This is a genomic window from Sporosarcina sp. Y838 (assembly GCF_056786515.1).
The window spans coordinates 1-17,687 of sequence record NZ_JBXCJD010000019.1 but is presented as its reverse complement, the minus strand read 5'-3'; the positions used below and the strand labels follow the sequence as shown (position 1 = coordinate 17,687).

At 40.7% G+C, this 17,687-nt stretch carries 22 protein-coding genes and 1 tRNA gene; 3 read left to right on the top strand and 20 right to left on the bottom strand.

What is annotated here, in order from left to right; translation table 11 throughout:
• Window positions 1-92: 92 nt before the first annotated feature.
• The gene (locus AC1TO4_RS16470; RefSeq protein ID WP_482106212.1) at window positions 93-902 is read right to left on the bottom strand and encodes a DUF2935 domain-containing protein; all 810 of its coding nucleotides are present in this window, start codon (window positions 900-902) and stop codon (window positions 93-95) included.
• A gap of 187 nt (window positions 903-1,089) precedes the next feature.
• On the opposite strand from AC1TO4_RS16470, the gene AC1TO4_RS16465 reads away from it, so the two are divergent.
• Entirely contained in the window at window positions 1,090-1,596 is a 507-nt protein-coding gene (locus AC1TO4_RS16465; RefSeq protein WP_482106211.1) for a DUF3231 family protein, read from the top strand.
• 699 nt (window positions 1,597-2,295) lie between these two features.
• On the opposite strand, the gene AC1TO4_RS16460 is transcribed toward AC1TO4_RS16465, so the two are convergent.
• The 3 genes from AC1TO4_RS16460 to AC1TO4_RS16450 are packed head-to-tail and all read right to left on the bottom strand — an operon-like array spanning window position 2,296 to window position 3,350.
• Window positions 2,296-2,865, bottom strand: coding sequence for a manganese catalase family protein (locus AC1TO4_RS16460; protein WP_482106210.1), 570 nt, complete (start codon window positions 2,863-2,865; stop codon window positions 2,296-2,298).
• Between the two features lie 15 nt (window positions 2,866-2,880).
• Window positions 2,881-3,120 carry a spore coat protein CotJB gene (locus tag AC1TO4_RS16455; protein WP_482106209.1) on the bottom strand — a complete coding sequence of 80 codons (240 nt, stop codon included), beginning with the start codon at window positions 3,118-3,120 and terminating at the stop codon, window positions 2,881-2,883.
• A gap of 23 nt (window positions 3,121-3,143) precedes the next feature.
• Window positions 3,144-3,350, bottom strand: coding sequence for a spore coat associated protein CotJA (locus tag AC1TO4_RS16450; RefSeq protein WP_482106240.1), 207 nt, complete (start codon window positions 3,348-3,350; stop codon window positions 3,144-3,146).
• A 466-nt stretch (window positions 3,351-3,816) separates the two neighbouring features.
• Here AC1TO4_RS16450 and AC1TO4_RS16445 point away from each other — a divergent pair, with 466 nt between their 5' ends.
• Window positions 3,817-3,996, top strand: coding sequence for a hypothetical protein (locus AC1TO4_RS16445; RefSeq protein ID WP_482106208.1), 180 nt, complete (start codon window positions 3,817-3,819; stop codon window positions 3,994-3,996).
• A 446-nt stretch (window positions 3,997-4,442) separates the two neighbouring features.
• Here the strand turns inward: AC1TO4_RS16445 and AC1TO4_RS16440 are convergent, their stop codons facing one another.
• Together AC1TO4_RS16440 and AC1TO4_RS16435 are read right to left on the bottom strand one after the other, a co-directional pair.
• Window positions 4,443-4,601, bottom strand: a complete 159-nt coding sequence (locus tag AC1TO4_RS16440; RefSeq protein WP_482106207.1) for a hypothetical protein — start codon at window positions 4,599-4,601, stop codon at window positions 4,443-4,445.
• 287 nt (window positions 4,602-4,888) lie between these two features.
• Window positions 4,889-4,960, bottom strand: a tRNA-Arg gene (locus tag AC1TO4_RS16435).
• Between the two features lie 193 nt (window positions 4,961-5,153).
• On the opposite strand from AC1TO4_RS16435, the gene clpP reads away from it, so the two are divergent.
• Window positions 5,154-5,762, top strand: coding sequence for an ATP-dependent Clp endopeptidase proteolytic subunit ClpP (clpP, locus tag AC1TO4_RS16430; protein ID WP_482102340.1), 609 nt, complete (start codon window positions 5,154-5,156; stop codon window positions 5,760-5,762).
• A gap of 165 nt (window positions 5,763-5,927) precedes the next feature.
• Here the strand turns inward: clpP and AC1TO4_RS16425 are convergent, their stop codons facing one another.
• From AC1TO4_RS16425 to AC1TO4_RS16360, 14 genes are all read right to left on the bottom strand, one after another.
• Entirely contained in the window at window positions 5,928-6,185 is a 258-nt protein-coding gene (locus AC1TO4_RS16425; RefSeq protein WP_482102341.1) for an HPr family phosphocarrier protein, read from the bottom strand.
• Window positions 6,186-6,221: 36 nt separating this feature from the next.
• On the bottom strand, window positions 6,222-7,169 hold the full coding sequence (whiA, locus tag AC1TO4_RS16420) for a DNA-binding protein WhiA (RefSeq protein ID WP_482102342.1): 948 nt from the start codon (window positions 7,167-7,169) through the stop codon (window positions 6,222-6,224).
• A gap of 25 nt (window positions 7,170-7,194) precedes the next feature.
• Window positions 7,195-8,178, bottom strand: coding sequence for a gluconeogenesis factor YvcK family protein (locus tag AC1TO4_RS16415; protein WP_482106206.1), 984 nt, complete (start codon window positions 8,176-8,178; stop codon window positions 7,195-7,197).
• Between the two features lie 4 nt (window positions 8,179-8,182).
• Window positions 8,183-9,073 carry an RNase adapter RapZ gene (gene rapZ, locus AC1TO4_RS16410; protein ID WP_482102344.1) on the bottom strand — a complete coding sequence of 297 codons (891 nt, stop codon included), beginning with the start codon at window positions 9,071-9,073 and terminating at the stop codon, window positions 8,183-8,185.
• Complete coding sequence (locus AC1TO4_RS16405) at window positions 9,070-9,552, bottom strand: NUDIX hydrolase (protein WP_482106205.1); 483 nt, start codon at window positions 9,550-9,552, stop codon at window positions 9,070-9,072. Before AC1TO4_RS16405 ends, rapZ begins: the two co-directional genes overlap by 4 nt.
• A 207-nt stretch (window positions 9,553-9,759) precedes the next feature.
• Complete coding sequence (trxB, locus tag AC1TO4_RS16400) at window positions 9,760-10,710, bottom strand: thioredoxin-disulfide reductase (protein WP_482102346.1); 951 nt, start codon at window positions 10,708-10,710, stop codon at window positions 9,760-9,762.
• 109 nt (window positions 10,711-10,819) lie between these two features.
• On the bottom strand, window positions 10,820-12,340 hold the full coding sequence (locus AC1TO4_RS16395) for a tetratricopeptide repeat protein (protein ID WP_482106204.1): 1,521 nt from the start codon (window positions 12,338-12,340) through the stop codon (window positions 10,820-10,822).
• Window positions 12,341-12,435: 95 nt separating this feature from the next.
• The gene (locus AC1TO4_RS16390) at window positions 12,436-12,969 is read right to left on the bottom strand and encodes an acyltransferase (RefSeq protein WP_482102348.1); all 534 of its coding nucleotides are present in this window, start codon (window positions 12,967-12,969) and stop codon (window positions 12,436-12,438) included.
• Window positions 12,966-13,619, bottom strand: a complete 654-nt coding sequence (ppaX, locus tag AC1TO4_RS16385; RefSeq protein WP_482106203.1) for a pyrophosphatase PpaX — start codon at window positions 13,617-13,619, stop codon at window positions 12,966-12,968. Before ppaX ends, AC1TO4_RS16390 begins: the two co-directional genes overlap by 4 nt.
• A complete protein-coding gene (locus tag AC1TO4_RS16380) occupies window positions 13,612-14,556 on the bottom strand; it encodes a nucleoside recognition domain-containing protein (RefSeq protein WP_482106202.1) in 945 nt (314 codons plus the stop codon). The genes ppaX and AC1TO4_RS16380 overlap by 8 nt, the downstream gene beginning before the upstream one ends.
• Window positions 14,557-14,573: 17 nt before the next feature.
• Window positions 14,574-15,380, bottom strand: a complete 807-nt coding sequence (gene lgt / locus AC1TO4_RS16375; protein ID WP_482106201.1) for a prolipoprotein diacylglyceryl transferase — start codon at window positions 15,378-15,380, stop codon at window positions 14,574-14,576.
• 30 nt (window positions 15,381-15,410) lie between these two features.
• Window positions 15,411-16,337 carry an HPr(Ser) kinase/phosphatase gene (gene hprK, locus AC1TO4_RS16370; RefSeq protein ID WP_482106200.1) on the bottom strand — a complete coding sequence of 309 codons (927 nt, stop codon included), beginning with the start codon at window positions 16,335-16,337 and terminating at the stop codon, window positions 15,411-15,413.
• Window positions 16,338-16,943: 606 nt separating this feature from the next.
• On the bottom strand, window positions 16,944-17,090 hold the full coding sequence (locus AC1TO4_RS16365) for a hypothetical protein (RefSeq protein WP_482103291.1): 147 nt from the start codon (window positions 17,088-17,090) through the stop codon (window positions 16,944-16,946).
• Window positions 17,091-17,209: 119 nt separating this feature from the next.
• A complete protein-coding gene (locus AC1TO4_RS16360) occupies window positions 17,210-17,602 on the bottom strand; it encodes a hypothetical protein (protein ID WP_482106199.1) in 393 nt (130 codons plus the stop codon).
• Between the last annotated feature and the right edge of the window lie 85 nt (window positions 17,603-17,687).

The window sequence follows — 17,687 nt, the reverse complement described above, 5'->3', positions numbered from 1 at the left end:
TCTACATCTCCTCGTTGCATAAAAGAGAGATTAACAAGACCTCTCAATGAGGTTGAAGCCATCTCTCATTTTCAAAAAAAGTTAAATCTACATTACGATTCTGGCCGCGGTTTCGTGGGATCTTCTTTCGGCGGTGGAACACTAGTTAACTCAGCTAATTTCATTAAATAATACGTTTCTTCACGCGCCATATGGTCGGCCATTAAAGGCGTGAGCGTTCCGAGCGTTTCCTTTTTAAGCTCCATCTCTTCTAATTCTTTAAGGAAGTTTTTAAATATCTTCATTTCTAAGTTAACGTCATTATGGAACCTATCTAATGCAGGGAACTTCATCACGTTCGCGCGTAAGAAACCAGCCATTTCAATTGCTTTCAAATAAAAGGCATCCCAGTCTATTTTGAAATTACGACTTTTATTTTTGAGCTGCGCTTCAACCGTGTCCAAATTTGAGTCTAGCGCCCCTGCGTGACCCGCAGCATCCAGTAACCATAAGAGATCGTGATGGAGCGGGTGAACAGCTGGTGGCATCTGTCCTTTTTCAAGACATGTAAACAATCGAATGGCTTCCTCTACTTCATTGACCATATGGTTGATAAAGGATGGAGATAATGAAATTTTTATATTTCCAATTAAATGTTCTTGAATCAAAAACAACTTAAATGTACGAATCTCTTCACTGGCTATCTTTGATTGTATTAAGACTGCTTGTAGTAATCGTACATCTAAAGACTGTCTTGAATTGTTAAGCAGTTCGTCAAATTGTGTAATAAAGTGACTGGCTGTCTTAATTTTCTCGATTTCAGTTGGTGCCAATGAATCGTGAATGAAACGAGCGTGATCTTCCAATATTTGAAGCCAAAAGTGAAGTTCAAACACTGCTTCTTCTTCAATTGTTCTCGGCAAAAAATCCCCTCCATTTATCTCTACTTTCATTTGTATGAGGCAGTAGGTTTTATTATGAAAACCACAAAACTAATTCCAATTCACCATATCGCTCTTGAGATAACCTAAAAGAACCTTATCATTTTGAATAATTTTTCTTTAGTAACACATAATAAAAGTAGGAAATAAAAATAAAGGGAGTGCTTTTGTGGGAATAATGGATGGAAACCCGAAAAATGAGCCGATGCATTATGGAGAAGTAGTTGGAACGTGGGCCTATCTCGGCGCAAATAATGGATTAATTAGTGGTTATGAATTATTTATTAATCACGCAGGTGATAAGGATCTCATTAAGCTTCTACATGAGGCTATTAAAATGATGAAAAATGAAAACGATGATCTGTTAAAGTTATTGAAAGTCAATGGAGTCACCCCACCCCCTTCGTTACCTGAACGTCCTAATGCAAGTGCTGAGGAAATTCCAGTGGGCGCAAAGTTTTCAGATTTAGAAATCAGTGCGGCCGTTTCCATTAATGTTGGACAAGGACTTGTATCATGCAGTGAAGTTATGGGGCAATGCCTTCGAGAAGACATCGCAGTAATGTTTGGCAAATACCATACAGAAAGAGCTTTTTTCGGTGCAAAGATGCTGCGTCTAAATAAGGAAAAGGGTTGGCTTGTCTATCCACCACTTCATAAAAGTAAAGCTGATTAAATGATTTCCATATTCAAAAAGGCGATGGTCATTGGACCATTGCCTTTTTGTTATACATTTACACGTCTGTTGATTAACCATTTTCCTCATAAAACGCTAGTGAAAAGAGTTAGAATTATGCCATTTTCACCAGGCTATCTCCGGCCCGCTTTCGTCGAATTAATCACGACATTTTAACTGAGTGGCTAGCGTGGCTAGAAGTGACTCCGTCACTACTAGCCACGCCCTTTTCAGTCGTCCTGTTGTGATTAATAGCCTGTCGCGTTCTTACAATAGTTAAGTCAAAACTGCAGTTGCTGTGAAAAAGAGAATAGATGAGCTTCTATAAAGAATGTAAGTGCCCGAAGATGCAATTTCGGGCATTCTAGCACGTTGTAAATTGCATTCTCTGCTAACTTTTTTAGAATGTACGATTCCTTATAATGTAAAAAGAGATAAGATAGTAGAAGGTACGAGCGGTCAAAATTGTATCTTTGACCGCCTCTCTCCTATAATAGCGATTTATTCTATCGTCCCGAAATGAGTAAGTAGGGATGCGAAAAAGTCGTATCCCTACTTACTTAGACCTCCCGATAAGCGTATATAAGTTAATTAATGCGATCTAAAAGCAACTATACAAATAGCGCCTAGTGTTTGATCAAATTATTTTCTAGTTATTTGTTTATCAATAGGTAATAAACTTACACGCATTTCTCCGTTTTAAAAAACCTTTTTACGATCGCGTTCATCTTTTAACATTTCAACAGCTTCTCTGAATCGTAATGAGTGAATGTTTTCTCTCTCCCTTAAAAATGCCAATGAATCATTGATGAGTGGATCATCTGAAACGTCAATCAGCCATTGATAGGTTGCTCGAGCTTTTTCTTCCGCTGCAATATCTTCATACAAATCGGCAATCGGATCGCCTTTCGCTTGGATATAGGTCGCAGTAAATGGTACTCCGCCCGCATTTTCGTAGAAGAGATCATGTCCGTGGTTGACAAAATGCGCGCCTAGTCCAGCTTCGACAAGTTGTTCAGGTGTCGCATCTTTCGTTAACTTATAAATCATTGTTGCAAGCATTTCTAGATGTGAAAATTCTTCCGTTGCGATGTCATTCAAAAGCCCTATCACCTTACCCGGAACCGTATAGCGTTGGTTCATATACCGGAGTGCAGCCGCAAGTTCCCCGTCTGCACCTCCGTATTGCTCCATCAAGTATTTCGCAAGGGTAGGATTACATGTACTTACCTCAACCGGATACAACAGTTTTTTCTCATAGACCCACATAGCTAATCTCCCTTCTCATCGTTGCCATGGCCATGGTTCTTGATTCCAGCGCCAGCCGATTTCAATGGCCTGTTTTGATGGTATGGATGTCAGAGATAAGGGTCCGTATTTATTTTCATATTGGCGCCGTACATTAGCAGCTTCTTTAATTGCTTCCCGCCACTGATCTAGCGCTTCAGCGTCATCAGGATGGGTGTCAGTGTACAACGTTAGCTCGACAACTACAAAGTCTGCCTGCTGCACCAACAACATCATACGGCGTTCTTCTTCAAACGCGTTCATGAAATCCCCTCTTCCCGTGAGAACCCATCATCAAACGCAGGCCAAAGCGTTCCGCGACGCAGTGCTTCTGCAGGAGAATACTGAGGAAGCCCAGGCTGTTGAAAATTCGTAAAAATCTGTGGGGGTAAAACAAAAGTCTTTTCCAGTATAGGTGGACATGGATCTAGCGGGGAAACGAACGGTTTAAAACTTCCCCGGAACATCGGACGTTCCAATTTCATCACTCCTCGAAATATTGTATGAAGAGAACGTTATTTTGCTACTATTGCTTTTGTTTAGCTAAAGGTAAAGCCAATGTAAAGATTAGAATAAGTAAGCAGAAAATAACTCCGAACAAAGTGATTATTAGCCAATCCAAATAAACACTCCTTTGTCTCTAGGAAATACGCCCAGTGACACTTAGTATATGTAGGTAAACGAATTTTGTTAAAAAGGAATTGAGGTAACTATGAGAATCTAAAGCTTTGTTCAAAGCAAAAAGTAGTCAAAAATCGCCTTCCTTTTTCTATTTCAAATATGCGCCGCTTGTTCTTTGCTCCAAAAAGATAAGAACTCTATTTGAGATGCATAGTAAGCGCGTTATTGGAGATTCTAAAGTTAATTAATGACTAAATGGTTTCACTTCAAAGCTTGATAACATTTGAAATTACAATAGGAGGTTCTACAATAATGACAAATCAAAACATGAACACGAATGCAAGTGCTGATCAGAAAAAGAAAGATCCAACTACTTTTACAGCCTATGGAGATCCTGTAAAGGCCTCTTCACCTACTATTAATAATGATTTTAAGAAAGCAACTTCCACAATTGCTGAAAGTACTCAGAATGGAAATAGTCGAAAAGATTAAAAACTCCATGACCATCTGTATTTGCAAAATCAGCGATAGCTGATGAATTTGCTTTTATCATAATTTAACTTTTAACGATAAACTTTTCTCGTACGATCTATTTCTTCGTGTTCCAAGTGATCGCACACCGTCTGGGCTTTTAATTTCACAACTGATTACGTTTCCATTATTAGGTACTTTACATTGCAAAGGTGGCAGCAAGTCCTAAAACCTCGAAACACTAGAACGGATTGTAAACGTCATGAAGACGCTCGAACACAACGGTAAGCTGTACGGAATGAACGATATTCTGACGATTGAATAATAAGGATAACCGAAAAGGGCTACGCTTGATGGCGCGGCTCTTTTTATGTCGTGCGATATCCGCATGGCTAAACGAAAAAAGCCTGTACTTGATTGCACTAGGCTTTCCGCTCTTTATATATGAATCCATTTAATGTCGTACCTTATTCTTTCGCTAACTTTTTTGCGTGCGTGTCGTAATACTCTACCACCACATCCACTTCGACTTCCGGCTCTACGTCCGGTGTAAATAGCCATATGACAAATAATACGCCAAACGTGCCACCCCATACCACTACCCAACGCTTGTACCACATTTTCAATAAAATAACCCCCAATGAAATTTTATTTTGGCACTATTCTGATTATACACACTTACAAATATTTCCGCTATAGCGAAAAAACTGTATTTATAGGGGATTTGGGCGGCCGGGTTTTCGACTGCTCGCCCAATCGCTTTATTGACTTCCGCTAATAGCGACGCGTTCACTGTTTTCAGACAACGAAAAAACCCCCATTCAAAATACGTATTTTCTACGTAAATGAAAGGAGGTTAGCGGAGGTCGCGTAGTGCTTGCGACCAATAACGTTGTTGCAACGTCACTTTAAATGCCCTCGGCGAGAATCGAACTCACATCTTAAGCTTCGGAGGCTCACGTGCTATCCGTTGCACCACGAGGGCGTTGCCTTATTATATAATGTTGTGTTGTAATAGACAAGACTAAGTATACTAGTGCGGCAACACGATTGCAATGCTTATTTTAAAGCGTTATATTTGACCTTCGTTGACCATACTATGTATGATAAAGTTACAGTTGAAACGATATCTAGTTTCAATAGACCTACAATCTATCCACCTTGAAGGAGGAAATGGAATGAATCTAATACCTACAGTAATTGAACAGACTAGCCGTGGTGAACGTGCTTACGACATCTATTCCCGTCTATTGAAAGACCGTATTATCATGCTCGGAAGTGGAATCGATGACAACGTTGCGAACTCTATCGTTGCTCAACTTCTATTCCTAGAAGCTGAAGATCCAGATAAGGACATTTCCATTTATATTAACAGTCCTGGAGGAAGCGTTACAGCTGGAATGGCAATCTTTGATACGATGCAATTCATCAAACCTGACATTCAAACAATCTGCATAGGAATGGCTGCATCAATGGGATCGTTCCTACTCGCTGCCGGTACTAAAGGTAAACGCTATGCGCTTCCTAATGCTGAAGTTATGATCCACCAACCACTTGGAGGGGCACAAGGACAAGCAACAGAAATTGAAATTGCTGCTAAGCATATCTTATTCATTCGCGAAAAACTGAACTTGATTCTTTCAGAGCGTACTGGGCAACCGGTCGAAGTTATCGCGAAGGATACGGATCGCGACAACTTCATGACAGCTGAACGTGCAAAAGAATATGGCTTAATTGACCATATTATTACACGCAGTGATATGAAAGACGCACCTAAAACAAAATAATTAGTTAGAAAGCCGATTTTCCATTTTTGGAGAATCGGCTTTTTTATTTACTTAACTGGTGATTTCACGGTGAGACACGAATCTTCTTCCCGATACCAAAGCTTTTTTCTGAAAAGAAAAAAACCGCTTCTACATGTCTTCAGACAGCAGTAACGGCGAGTTATATCAATTTTCGTTTCCAACCAGATTGACAAGTGATTCTAAAGCTTGTTCTTCGTCATTTCCTTCTGCAATTAGTGTTACGCTTGTTCCTCGTGCAATGGCAAGACTCATAATCCCCATTATACTTTTCGCATTCACTTGGCGTTCGTCTTTTTTCAAAAATATATCCGCCATAAAGCGATTTGCCTCTTGAACAAAAAGGGCTGCTTGCCGTGCTTGTAACCCCGTTTTCATCTTCACTTCAACTGTTCTTTCTGCCATGACAGTATCTACTCCTCTCTTGGTCCGACATCGGATTCACCGACTGCCGAGTCCACCACTGCGAAGGTTTTCCGCAATTTCTTCTATTTTTCTTAAACGATGGTTTACACCTGACTTGCTTACCATTCCGCCCGTAACTAATTCTCCGAGCTCTTTTAAAGTGATGTCCTGATTGTCCACCCGAAGTCTTGCGATTTCCTGTAGTCTTTCAGGTAGTTCCGCAAGGCCGATTGTTCTTTCGATGAACTTTATATTTTCAACTTGGCGCTGTGCAGCTCCTATCGTTTTGTTCATATTCGCTGTTTCACAATTCACAAGACGATTCACACTGTTCCGCATATCCCGTATAATCCGTACATCTTCAAACTTCATTAAGGAAACATGCGCACCGACAATACTTAGAAAATCCGATATTTTTTCGGCTTCCTTTAAATAAGCGATATATCCTTTTTTACGTTCAATGGATTTTGCATTCAAATGGTATTTGTTCATCAGATCGACTAGGTCTTCACTGTGTTCTTTATAGATTGAAAAGATTTCAAGATGATAGGAAGACGTTTCCGGATTATTAACGGAACCACCTGCTAGAAAAGCACCTCGTAAATAAGCGCGTTGACAGCATCTCTTTTTCACCAATTCCTTTGCAACCTCATTTTTGAATTGAAACGTACCCGTCAAGATGTAAAGATCTTCAAGAAGATCTTTCGCACCGTTTCGAATTCGACAAATATAAACATTATTCTTTTTCAAACGCATTTTTTTTCGGACGAGCAGTTCCACTTTATATGGATACAACCTTTTCAAATTCGAATAAAGCCGTCTGGCTATAGCGGCATTTTCAGTTTGCACATCTAGACTCAACTGCTTATTGGAAAAGGATAGTGCCCCATTCATCCTGATGAATGCTGCGACTTCTGCTTTTGTACAACAATCATCTGCTTCTATCTGTGTCATTTCTTTCTTTGTTTCTGATGCAAAAGACATGATTCTTCCCCTTTCTCGGCGACAATCAGGTCTGTTCCGTTTTTATCCCATTTTCCATATAATCGATAAGCCATTTAGCAACCTTTTCAGAGTCATGTATTATATTCCCCTCATAGAGTAGGCCGATGTCTTTTACTACAATATTCGGGACAAGTCGTTGCAACGATTCAATGTCATTTTCGACAGGCCAAGGTGGTCCAGTCAATTTCTTGCCTTGTTGCAACGATGGAAGTGCTGTGCCATTTAATAATACTGTATCAATAAATGCTTCGCCTGCATGATCATACAGTGCCTGGACATGCTCTGAGGCTGTATAGCGATAGGTCTCACCTGCTTGCGTTGCCAAGTTACTAATGTATACCTTTTTCGCTTTACACCCCAATACTGCTTTACGTATCGCCTGAACAAGTAATGTCGGTAAGATACTCGTATATAAGCTGCCCGGACCAATAATGATAAGATCAGCCGCTTTAATTGCCTCAATAGTTTCAGGTAACGGTTCAACTTCTTGAGGTGATAGATATACCCTTCGAATTTTCCGTTCGTATACAGGTATTTTCGATTCGCCTGTCACGATTGTACCGTCTTCAAGTTCTGCATGCAATGTGATTCGCTGATTTGCAGCAGGCAATACTTTCCCTTTTATGTTAAGTACCCGACTCATTTGCTCAACAGCACGGGCGAAGTCACCAGTGATATCCGTCATTGCGGCCAACATTAGATTCCCAAGGGAATGGCCTTTTAAATCTTCTGATATTGAGAAGCGATACTCGAACATTTCCTCAATAAGTGGTTCAACATCTGAAAGCGCTGCCATTACTTTCCGGATATCGCCTGGAGGTGGGATATCGTATTCATCCAAAAGCCTGCCCGAACTCCCGCCATCATCAGCGACAGTGACGACCGCCGTTAAATCGACAGGATGATATTTCAATCCGCGTAATAACGTTGACAATCCGGTTCCGCCACCGAAGACCACCACTTTTTTTATATGCTTCGATTTCGGCATAGCGTCAATCCTTTCTTTTTTCAATATCCCTATGCGTAATGAGTGTCCGATACTCCTCTTTGAACCGTGTTCCGAAAAACTCGGCGAGTGTGACAGAACGGTGCTGCCCCCCGGTACAACCGAATGCAATGACAACTTGTGATTTTCCTTCATTTTTATATTGTGGGATCAGAAACTTAAATAAATCTGTCAATTTTTCAATTAGCATCTGTGTATCGTTCCACTTCAGTACATAGTCGTAGACTTCTTTCTCTAGACCGGTTTTCGGTTTTAAGTCCTCGATATAAAAGGGATTTGGTAGGAAACGTACATCAAACACGACATCTGCATCAATCGGCATTCCGTGCTTAAAGCCGAATGACAGGAAATTCAATGTAAAACCTAAATCTTCCTTAGAGGAGAATTCAGACATGATTTTTTCCCGTAATTCTCTAGGCTTTAATCCTGTCGTATTGAATATTGAACGAGCACGTCCTTTCATCTCAGTCAATAGTAGCCGTTCCTTTTTAATACCGGTTAATGGTAATCCACCTTCCGATAGCGGATGCGAGCGTCTTGACTCTTTATAACGTCGGACTAGCGTTTCGTCGTTGGCATCGAGGAATAAGATTCGGGAAGATACGCCTTTCATCTTCAATAAATTATCTAGTGCACCGATGAGCGAATCAAAGAGATCGCCTCCCCGCGTATCCATAACAGCGGCTATCCGTTTCATACGATTCTCCGATTTCATCATCAAATCCAGAAACATAACAAGCAGCTCTGGCGGTAAATTATCGATACAATAGAACCCCAGATCTTCGAAACTCTGCACGGCTACTGTTTTACCGGCACCTGACATTCCCGTTATGATAACTATTTCAACATCGCTGTTTGGCTTCCCAATTTCGGTCATTTCCCATCACCTTCCACAGAATTCTGGATTACTTCTTTTAATAGTTTAAATTCTTCGGTGTAAAAGAACGTCCCGTATTGTATACCCTGCTTGGAAACCGCATATAGCAAATTTGTGCGGTCTCCTTCCGCCATGGGAAGCGTCTGAAGGCTTTCAACAGAATGCCACTCAAGCACGCCTTCAGTGGTTGTTTCAAAAAGTTTACCACTGAAATCAGTTGCAATGAACGTATAAAGCATCCATTCATTTTTCACGTGTTCCCCCGTATCATCAGTAATCACCATCGTATAAACGCCTTTTAAGTATGGGTTAACCGGCTTTGCACCCGTCTCCTCGGTAAATTCCCTGACTGCCGTTTCGTAAATCGACTCACCGGGATCCATCTTTCCTCCTGGGGCCACGTACCAGCCACGGCGCGGTTTTTTCAACAATAATACACGATTGTCTTTAATGACAAGTAAGTTTACTATTCTCTGCATTTGACTATCCCCACTTTTTTAATCTGCATAATACTATTATACAACGTACCATTGGAAAACGACAAAAAAAGAAGGCTAACTACCGGATTGAACCGGCAGACAGCCTAATTTAAGCTTGCTATATCAAAAGGGGGTCAATTGATACTTTTACTATACCCCTTTGATGTTGCATTACTGTTACAGTCAGGTTAAGGTTTCATTAAAAAGTTATGCTTCTGCGCCTAACTTTTCCATTAATTCCTCGACATATTTCTGTACAGCCTGTGCAGCGATACTGCCGTCTCCTGTAGCCGTTACAACCTGCCTCAATAACTTCTCACGCACATCACCTGCAGCATAAATACCTGGTACAGATGTCTCCATGATTTCGTTCGTAGCGATATAACCATTTTCGTCTAGAATTCCAAGTTTAGCAAAAGGAGCTGTTAACGGATCCATTCCGATATAGACAAACATGCCATCCGTTTCAAATTCTCTTTCAGAATTATCGATTGTTGAAACAAGTGTCACGGAACCGACTTTTCCTCCATTACTGTTAACTTCTTTGACAGAAGAATTCCAGATAAATTCAATCTTATCATTTGCAAATGCACGATCTTGAAGGATTTTTTGTGCTCGTAATTCACCGCGTCGGTGAACAATCGTCACTTTATCCGCAAACCGTGTCAAATAGGCTCCTTCTTCCACAGCAGAGTCTCCGCCGCCTACAACAACTAGCTCTTTTTTACGGAAGAAAGCACCGTCACAAACCGCACAATAGCTTACGCCTCGTCCAGTGAGTTCTGTTTCGCCTGGAATTCCCATCTTTTTGTATTCGGCTCCAGTCGTAATTATAATTGCACGCGCTTTATATTCTTTGTCCCCAACGACAATCGTCTTATAACTGTGTCCGTCAATAACATCTGTAACATCACCATAAGCATATTCCGCGCCAAACTTTTTGGCATGTTCAAACATTTTTGTAGAAAGATCGGGACCGAGTATATGTTCGAATCCAGGATAATTCTCAATTTCTTCCGTGTTTGCCATTTGACCACCTGGTATTCCACGTTCAAGCATTAGCGTTGAAAGGTTCCCCCGTGATGTATAAACAGCAGCCGTCATCCCCGCAGGGCCGGCACCAATAATGATGACATCATAAATCTTCTCAGTTGTCATGTGAACTTCCTCCTCCACAACATTTACAACATAAATCGTATAGGATTTTGGCCTTCTATTCAACTTTACTGCTTATGAATGACAGTGTATGGGAAGCGGCGTCACAACATTAAACATCGAATTGCGGAAGATATTCTATCAACTCACCAACGTATTTCGTCAAGGTGGGCACTGAGATACCAAATCCCTTAGCAATTGCTGTCTTGGTCACACCCGGATAACGGGATGATTGAAACATATAATCTGCCGCTGCTGCAAGCGCTCTTGGATTTCGGAAAGAATACGATTGGCTAAGCCCCGTTTCACACAAAGTAAACCACATTTGGAAAAGATGTGTCGCTTGTTTATCCAACGGACAGTATTTGGCATAGAGCAAGTCCGTCGTTTCTAGCGCCCTCATAAATGACTTATCGAACTTACTTTCCGGCATGAACTCATAGTCGAGCCCACTTGCCAGGAAAAGCCGTTCAAAATTACTTAGTTTTTCAATTTCGATATATGACGGATGTGAGATAATTTCCTGCTTATGTCCTGACTTTCCAAGAAGATAAAACCCAAACATCCTTTCACTTCTATAGGGATTTGTAATTTTACTTAAAAGAAATCCCCTATCCTGTTCAAGTGAATCGGATTTTATGATCTCTTGGACATCTTTCCAAGGCTCATATCCAACCTTCGTTGGATCTAAGTCGACTAACTTTGCATATGCATCTCTTGCAACTGTTTCGTGTCCAGAAAAATAAGCAGAATGGGAAAGCCAGAAATAGTAGCCCGTATCTCCTTCAAACCCTCTTATCTGTAAACTTCTGAGCCAGTTATATGCTTCTTTATGTCGGCCAATCAGCGCAAACGTAGCACCTAGTTTATAGCGATTTTCAATTTGATACGGTTTTATCTTCACGAGTAAAGCAAGTAAAGACTCTAAGTCCTCTTCCTTTTTTTCATAATAATAAAAGACCGCAAGATTACAGAGTGCATGGATATTTCCTTTATTGCCCTCTAAAACGACATGGAGTAATTCGCTGGCTCGCTCATTTTGCCCAATGTAAAAGTAGGCAAGTGCTAAATTGTTATACGCCGCCCAAAACTCGGGATAGTCGACTATAATTTGCTCAAGCAATTCTACAGCTGCCGTAAAATCACCTGATTCCATCAATCGACGAGCTTTTTCCTGGAGAAAATATACTTCACCATCCGGCATTTCATCATCATTAAATGATTCTTCTTGTTCTGCAAAATCAATAATCTCCATTGAATCATCAGCAAAAGTACCATCCGGATTAAGTGAAATATACTTTTCGGCATACATTTTTGCATCACGTAACATACCCAGATGTGCATGTACTTCTGCCAAGTAGAAGATAATTTCCTCTTCAGACGGGTCAAGAGTATTCGCCGTCATAAGCAGCTCGTGAGCTTCTTCAAAACGTCCCTCTTCCATAACAAGCACACCGTATTCCATAAGAATCTTTGGATCTTCAGGACTGAGTTCAGTCGCTCTCTTTAAATATCTTTGTGCATCATCAAAACGATCGCGCTGCATTGCTTGAACTGCTTTATTATAATAAAATTCACCGTCCGGATTGAACGAAATGACATTTTTTTCATGCTTCTTACTAAGTTTATCCAATCATATTCCCCCACAAAAATAAGAAGGAACGCAAAGTACGTTCCTTCCCGTATTGTCCCCCATTATATCATAATTAACGCGGACACTAGCTACTTTCAACTATTTTCCTCTACGATTGAGTTTTGTTGTCGAACTTTCATCTGCTCTTCAGTGAAGATAATTTTTACCGGATTTCCACCTGCGAACACGCCTGCCGGAATATCACGGTTAACAAGGGATGCCGCAGATATAACCGCTCCGTCGCCGATTTCGATTCCAGGTAGGATCAATGTATTCGCTCCGATTAAGACATTCTTTCCGATGACAACGTCACCAATACGATACTCGTCTATTAAGTATTCATGGGCAAGAATCGTCGTATTAAAACCGATAATTGAATTATCACCGACCTTTATCCGTTCAGGGAACATAACATCTGGCATCACCATGAGTGCAAATGACGTCTTATGTCCAACTTCCATTTTTAAAAAATTGCGATACAGAAAGTTTTTCATGGGCATGAACGGTGTATACCTTGAAATTTGAATGACAATAAAATTTTTTGCCACTTTGAAAAATGGAACTGTCTTATATATATGCCAGAGCGAATTTGCGCCATCTTTTGCGGGGTACCTTTCAGTACGTCTCACGCCTCTATACCTTTAACCATGTGCAACAGGTCTGAAATATGTTGCAGCATAAAGTCCGGGTTAAATGACTGTAGAAATTCTTCGCCTTTTGCAGACCACGCAACTCCAGCGGTACGTACTCCAGCATTTTGCCCACCCACTATATCGTGATAGTTATCCCCTATCATCAGCGCTTCATCCGCTTTGGCACCCAAGCGATTGAGAGCCAACAGAATGGGTTCTGGATCAGGTTTAGTTTTCACGACATCATCCATTGCGATGACTTCGTCAAATACACCTTCCACGTCAAGAAGTCCCAAACCTCTGATAACCATATCTTTTTTCTTAGTGGAGACAATCGCCATTTTCATGCCCGCCGTTTTCAATAACCTCAATGTTTCTGAAACACCGTCAAATTCACTTGACAGCTCATCATGCATTGATCTATTCCACGCTCTATACTCTTCTATCAGTAATTCTGTTTTTTCAGGGTCAACCGAGTCAAATGTTTCAATCAAAGTTGGCCCAAGAAACGGCAGTATGTCAATTCGCTCATACTTCCCAGGATAATGATTACCTAGGACGTACTGGAATGTTTGGATAATCAATTCATTTGTATCAAGTAACGTTCCGTCAAAGTCGAATAAAAGTGTTGTAATTGGTTTAGCCATCTGAAATCGGAACTCCCTTCTCTTTCTTTTGTTCAGCACGCCTCCAGACAAATGCGACAATAATTGTCAGCACAAAGGCTGTTATAACCCTAATTATCAGTAATGGCAGAATAGGAATGCCTAGCGGAATAAAGATCAAGGTGTCTTCGACGATCGCATGACAAGCTACAAGAAATATGAATGCCAGTGTCGCATCTTTTTTGCTCACGCCATCCTCTTGTACTGCTTGAATCATTATGCCTGCACCATAAGCTAGACCGATGACTAGACCTGCAACAAGTGTCATTGAAGCATTTGGTTGTACACCGATCACTCTTGTGAAGGGTGCCAGTTTCTCTGAAAACTTTTGTAAGTAATTACGGTCTTTCAAAAACTGTACGAGAATCATGAGAGGAATAACAATCAGAGCAAGCTGCAGTACGCCGAATGATGCTTTTTGCACACCTAGCAAAATAATCTCAGGCCACCCACTCGGCAATTCCGAAACTTTCGGAGCCATCCCGTACTGTGCTGTCTCTCCTCCGCCTTTCCACATCAGGTTTATGATAATACCTGACATAAAGGCAAGTCCAAATCGCACTAAGAGCACGATCCATACTTTTACCCCAACCTTTACCGCCACGCCTGTTTCAATGAATATATTATGTGAAAAAGACAACATCACGGCAATGATGAATACTTCCTTCACTGTCAATTCTAACGATAAAACACCTGCGATTCCCGCATATAAATTGAGTGCATTACCAAGAACTAACGGAATTGCAGCTTCACCACTCAAGCCAAATATCCCCATAAACGGTGCGATTAACTTAATTAGCCATGGCAACAAAGGAGTATGCTGTAAAATGACAACAAGCACTGTTATTGGAAAAATGATTTTCCCAAGTGACCATGTTGTACGTAGCCCCGCCTTTAGTCCATTTTGAAGTGTCCCCATTCCCCATTCCCCTTTTTCTAATCTTTATAATTTACATTTACTTTTTGAATATACCTTCTTACGATGAAAACAATGAGTGCTAAGATGATAGTAACAACAGATACAAGCTGTGCGGCCCGTAGTTCACCGATAACATATAAGCTATCCGTTCGCATTCCTTCTATGAAGAAACGTCCTGCTGAATACCATACTAGATAAAAGAGGAACGTTTCACCACGCTTCAAGTTCACTTTGCGCAATAAAAGAATGATGATTAGCCCTACGATATTCCACATGGATTCATATAAAAATGTCGGATGGTACGTAACGCCTTCAATGGTCATCTGATTCATGATCCAATCCGGAATAATCGTCGTTTCGAGGAACTTTTCCGAAACAGGACCTCCGTGCGCTTCCTGATTCATGAAATTACCCCAGCGTCCGATAATTTGACCGATTAAAAGGCCGGCTGCTGCAATATCAACCGTTTTCCAAAATGAAATACCTCTTTTTTTCGTATAAAAATAGGTCGTGATGAAGGCACCAATCAATGCACCATGGATTGCAATGCCTCCCTCCCAGATTTGAATAATTTGGCCGGGATGGTCTTTATAGTAATCCCACGAGAATAGTACATAATAGATTCTTGCGCTTATAATCGCAATTGGAACTGCCCAAATTAACAAATCAGTTAAAAAATCTGGGTGCATCCCACGTTTCACCATTTCTTTTTGAACAACAAAAAATGCGAGAATAATGCCCAGTGCAATTAGAATGCCATACCATCTAACTTCCAATGGTCCAAGCGAGAATGCAATCGGGTTTATTGCCAGTAATTCAAACATCCATCAACCATTCCTTTCTCTCACGAAGCATTAGTTTAGATTTCCATCGATTTGAGCATCCAGTTTTCTCGAAAACTCCTCTGCCGCATTGATGCCAAGCTTTTTCATCCGGTAATCCATCGCTGCAACTTCGATAATAACGGATAAGTTACGTCCAGGACGTACCGGTACAGTAAGTTTCGTCAATTCCGAATCTACAATTTTCATCTTCTCGTCATCGAGACCCAGACGTTCGTATACCTTCTCCGGATCCCAAATCTCAAGATCGATTACAATTAAAATCCGTTTATCACTTTTAACAGCACTTGCCCCAAACAACGTCATCATATCTACAATTCCAACTCCGCGGATTTCCAGCATATGTTCTAGAAGTTTTGGCGCATTTCCAATCAAAACATTTTTGGCGACTTGCCTAATTTCAACGAGATCGTCCGCCACAAGACGATGTCCCCTTTTAACGAGTTCAAGAGCTGTCTCACTTTTACCCACACCACTTTTACCGGTAATGAGGATACCAATTCCATATACATCTACCAACACTCCATGAACTGCAGTCATTGGTGCCAATCTGCCACTAAGATAGTTCGTCAGCATACCAGAAAATCGTGTAGTCGGAATGTCTGTACTCAAAATAGGAATTCCCCTGTTGTTCGCTGCCACTATTAATTCAGTCGGCACATCCATATCATGTGCCACTATGATGGCTGGAGTTTTTTTTGTACAGAGTCTTTTCATTCGATCTATTCGTTCGGACTTCGTCAAATTCGCGAAAAACGATAGTTCCGTTTTACCAAGAAGTTGAACGCGATCTGCCAGATAGTAATTGAAATAGCCAGCCATTTCAAGACCTGGTCTTGAAATATCACTTGTATGTATTTCCCGCTCGATTCCCTGTTCGCCTGCTCTCAGTTCTAGAAAGAGCCTTTCTTGAACATCTTTCACTGTTACATAAGCCATTGATGCGCCCCCCTTTTTATCATATATCCCAAACGTCTAAGCCTCATTTTACCATGCCCACTTTCAAATGAAATGATTATGTGTCAAAAGTGTCCACAAGTAAATACTTTTTCTATATAGAAGGTGAGAAGGGATGTGAAGTGTAGACCACTTGGCGCTTTGGGGGTGCCTTTCGCCATGAGCCTGCGCCTGGGGTGTACATTATCGAGAGTGAATTGTGATTCGAAGTGTGAGTTGTAGATCGCTTGGCGCTCTTGGGATGCCTCTCGCTATGAGCCAGGATTTACGCTTCGCATCCAGTCTCAGGGCTTCGGCTACCCCTTTGCCGCGCCTGCGCTGGTGATTTCATTATCGAGGGAGGAGTTGATTCAGAGTGTGTATCGTAGACCGCTCGGCGCTTTCGGGATACCTCTCGCCCTAAGGCTGGATTAGCGCTACGCATCGAGTTTTACCCCTTCGCTAGAGTGTTCATTATCGAAAGGCTTGCACTTCGGAGTGTGGATTAGATATCGCTTTGGCGCTCTGCTTATACCTATCACTAAATTTTTAAAAAGCTATGTTATAGTTAATGATTAATTTTTTCTACCTTTTTTACTAAAGCACCCGTTAGTGCAACATATTAAATACTAAAGCAATTAGATAAAGTGGGACTCCGACAATTAACATTCCAACAAAAAGATAACAAATACTCGTGAAAATAAACTTAAAGAAATCATAGATAGCTCCTGCTAAATCGTCAGTAAATCTTGCCATTTCTATCCCTCCATAAACTGCCCTGTTAGTTTAATAAGAATAACATTACTGTTGTTCCACTAAGCACCCGTTAGTTGAAGTATAATTCTTCACAAAGTATATATATATATTTAGTCTTGCTAAAAAATGGTAGTAATCTTAACTTTATTTCGCTTAAATAAATCCACTAAACTTATTCCATCTATTTTGAAATTTACTATATCTTTATGACGTTCTCCAAAATACTCACTTATTCTTGTTTGACCTGTCCACATAGCCCTTCCTTGCGAAGAATTAGAAATAAAATATTCTTTTTCCTGATAAACAAATTCAATTTCTCTACCTTGTTCCAAATAAAACAAAAGGTGTTCATAACTAATACTTTCACCAGATGGAACATCATCAAAATTATTAGTATGATTATTGATACCAAGACATCCTTTCTCAATGCCACTTGTTACACTAAACTGCCTCTTTAGTTCAATAAGAAAAAAGGCTTTACTCCGTCTTGAAGTAAAGCACCCGTTAGCCATACATGTAGCGCAAAATCAGCGCTACACCACAGAGGATGAAAATGTATACAGAACGGGTATTGGATACTACGGCTGGGAGAGGAAG